This is a genomic window from Brevundimonas sp. CURTG3B2_SDJG, assembly GCF_057364705.1.
The window spans coordinates 1-3,089 of record NZ_JBNFOJ010000320.1 but is presented as its reverse complement, the minus strand read 5'-3'; the positions used below and the strand labels follow the sequence as shown (position 1 = coordinate 3,089).

The following is a 3,089-nucleotide window of genomic DNA, read 5'->3' as shown; positions in this document are numbered from 1 at the left end:
CGAGGCGGCCCAGCCGCGTCCCGTCGTCCCGGCCGCTCCGGCGCCCGCGCCGATCCCGGACCTGCCGGGCACCGCCACGGTCATGACCCTGGGCGCCCACATGTGCAAATGGCCGATCGGCGACCCCTCGTCGTCGGAATTCAGCTTCTGCGGCCGCCGCGCCTCGGAGGGCGTCTATTGCGTCGAGCACGCCCGCGTCGCCTACCAGCCCCAGGTCCGCAAGGGCGGCAAGGACGGTGCGTCCGAGCTGGCCCGCAGCCTGCGCCGCTACATCTAGAACCGGTGCGGCCCGCGACGCGGGCCGTGTCACGCAGGGCGCGCCGAACCGGTTTCGCGCGCCCTTCCCGTTTCGGCCACACGGCCGTCACACTAGGCCCCTACAGGGGCCGCCGTCCGCCTCTGGACCGCCCCGCAAAGCGGTTTTCGGAGACTGGGGCGGGGCTGCGGTTATCCGGGTTGACGCAGCCCCTCACCCTGCTGGGGAGACGATCTCCGACATCGAGGCCGCAAAGTGATTGGTGGCTAGTGGCTAGTGATTGCTGGCCTGGCAGTTGCGTGAACCGACGCCCGCCGCGACCTCGGTCTCACTAGCCACTAGCCACTAGCCACTAACCACTCAGTTCAGCACCCGTCGCTCGCCCGGCACGTCCAGGCTGAAGGCCGGGATCGCGACTTCGAACATCCGCCCGTGATCGTCGACCATCGAATAGCCGCCGACCATCGCGCCGGACGGCGTGCCCAGAGGACAGCCCGAAGCATAGGAATAGCTGTCGCCGGGCTGGATCGTCGGCTGCTCGCCGACCACGCCGGGCCCGCGCACCTCCTCCTTGTGACCGCGGGCGTCGGTGATCTCCCAGCGCCGCGCCACCAGCTGCACCGGGCCGCCGGACAGGTTCACGATCTCGACCTGATAGGCCCACACCCATCGCCCGGCGTCCGGATCGGACTGGCCGGCCAGATAGCTGGGGCGGACCCGCACCAGGATCCCGTCGGTCTCGGCCTCGTAGGCGCGCGCGTCATGCATCCGGGCATGGTTGCGGAACCCGGGCGCGCGTCAAGCGGGCGCACGCGTCAGGGACAGGCGAGACGGGCCGAAAAATCGTGTAAGCCGAAGACATGACGTCTTTCGAACACACCCTCCCGGGCATCCTGCCCTGCCAGTCCATCGAACTGCTGATCGCCAACGGCGCGATCACCACCGACACCCCCTTCGATCTAGACCAGGTCCAACCCGCCAGCCTGGACCTGCGTTTGTCCGACCGGGCCTGGCGCGTGCGCGCCTCCTTCCTGCCGGGCCGACGCAAGGTCGAGGACCGCATCTCCGACGTGGCCATGCACGCTATCGACCTGTCCTCGGGCTATGTGATGGAGAAGGGCTGCGTCTACATCGCCCGGCTGCAGGAGCGGCTCAGCCTGCCCAAGGGCCTGATCGCCCGCGCCAACCCCAAGAGCTCGACCGGCCGGTCGACGTCTTCGTGCGCCTGCTCACCGACCGCGGCGGCAGCTTCGACGATGTGGACGAGGGCTACGACGGCCCCCTGTATCTCGAGATCGCGCCCCAAACCTTCTCCATACTCGTCCGCCCGGGCACCCGCCTGAACCAACTGCGCCTGAAGGCCGGCGAACCGCCCAAGCTGGAGACCCGCTCGGTCGGCGTCGACCTGACCGGCGCCGACGGCGGCATCGTCGGCTTCCGCGGCCGCCGCCACGCCGGCGTCGTCGACCTGGACCACATCGACGGTCACGATCCCAAGGATTTCTGGGAGCCCCAGATCCTGCGCCGCGGCGAACTGCTGCTGGATCCGGGTGAGTTCTACATCCTGGCTTCGTCCGACGACGTGGAAATCCCCGTTGACCAGGCCGCCGAGATGACCCCGATCGATCCTTCGGTCGGCGAGTTCCGCGTCCACTACGCCGGCTTCTTCGATCCGGGCTTCGGCACTGACGAGGCGCATGGCGCCGGCTCCAAGGGCGTGCTCGAAGTGCGTACCCACGACACGCCCTTCCTGCTGGAGCACGGCCAGATCGTCGCCCGCCTGGTCTACGAACCCCTGACCGAACGCCCCACCCGCCTGTACGGCGAGGGCGGCAGCCACTACCAGCGCCAGGGGCTGAAGCTCAGCAAGCACTTCCGGCCGTGGGGCTGAGAAGGGTCTAGGTTCTAGGGGCTAGGTTCTAGCGCGAGCGCTACCAGTCTTTCCCTAGAACCTAAAACCTAGCCCCTAGAACCTAGCTCAGCTTGTCGGCCTTCCTCAGCCCCGGGAACAGCGCCGCCCACAGGCCGGTGGCGGCCAAGGCTCCCGCCCCGCCGAACACCGCCGCGCCGACCGCGCCCAGCACCCGGACCATGACGCCGGAATAGGCCTCTCCCAGTTCGTTGGACGCGCCGATGAACAGCATGGACACCGAGCTGACCCGACCGCGCATGTGGTCGGGCGTGGCCAGTTGGATCAGGGTCTGGCGGATGTTGACGCTGATCATGTCCGCGCCGCCCCCGACGAAGAGCGCGAGCGCGCTCAGCCAGACGATCTTGGACAGGCCGAAGGTCAGGGTGCACAGGCCGAATACGGCCACCGCGGCGAACATCCAACGGCCGCCGTGCTGGGTGATGGGAAAGCGGCTCAGATAGATGGCCACCGCCATGGCCCCGACCCCGAACGAGGCCCTCAGCAGTCCGAAGCCCTCCGGACCCACATGCAGGATGTCACGCGCGAAGATCGGCGTCAGCAGGGCGACGCCGGCCAGCAGCACGACGACCAGGTCCAGCGAGATCGCGCCCAGCACGATCTTGGTCTTCCAGACGTAAGCCAGCCCCTCCTTCACCGCCTCCAGCGGCGGCAGCTTGCCCTCGGGGTTCAGCGGCTTGCCGCTGGTGCGGATCAGGAAGAAGGCCCCGACGCCGAGCAGGAACAGGCCCATCGCGACCGCATAGGCCAGGGGCACGTTGACCCCGACGATCAGCCCGCCCAGCGCCGGCCCGGCGATGGCGCCGGTCTGGAAGGCGATCGACTGGGCCGCGATGGCCGGCGGGGAGGGCCTTGCGCCCCACCACCATCGGCAGGAAGGCCTGGCTGGCCGGCGCCAGGAAG

Annotated in this window: 3 protein-coding genes and 1 pseudogene; 2 read left to right on the top strand and 2 right to left on the bottom strand. The window is 69.1% G+C overall.

All coding sequences use genetic code 11. From position 1 onward, the window contains the following. Positions 1-277: GcrA family cell cycle regulator (locus AC2W7C_RS15880; protein WP_486002268.1), on the top strand; the 277-nt coding region annotated here is incomplete at its 5' end. 339 nt (positions 278-616) lie between these two features. On the opposite strand, the gene apaG is transcribed toward AC2W7C_RS15880, so the two are convergent. Then, on the bottom strand, positions 617-1,024 hold the full coding sequence (gene apaG, locus AC2W7C_RS15875; protein ID WP_486002267.1) for a Co2+/Mg2+ efflux protein ApaG: 408 nt from the start codon (positions 1,022-1,024) through the stop codon (positions 617-619). Between the two features lie 92 nt (positions 1,025-1,116). Here apaG and AC2W7C_RS15870 point away from each other — a divergent pair. Further along, positions 1,117-2,147: pseudogene (locus AC2W7C_RS15870) on the top strand (2'-deoxycytidine 5'-triphosphate deaminase). A gap of 82 nt (positions 2,148-2,229) precedes the next feature. Here the strand turns inward: AC2W7C_RS15870 and AC2W7C_RS15865 are convergent. After that, a partial coding sequence (locus tag AC2W7C_RS15865; protein ID WP_486002266.1) for an MFS transporter occupies positions 2,230-3,089 on the bottom strand: 860 nt, incomplete at its 5' end.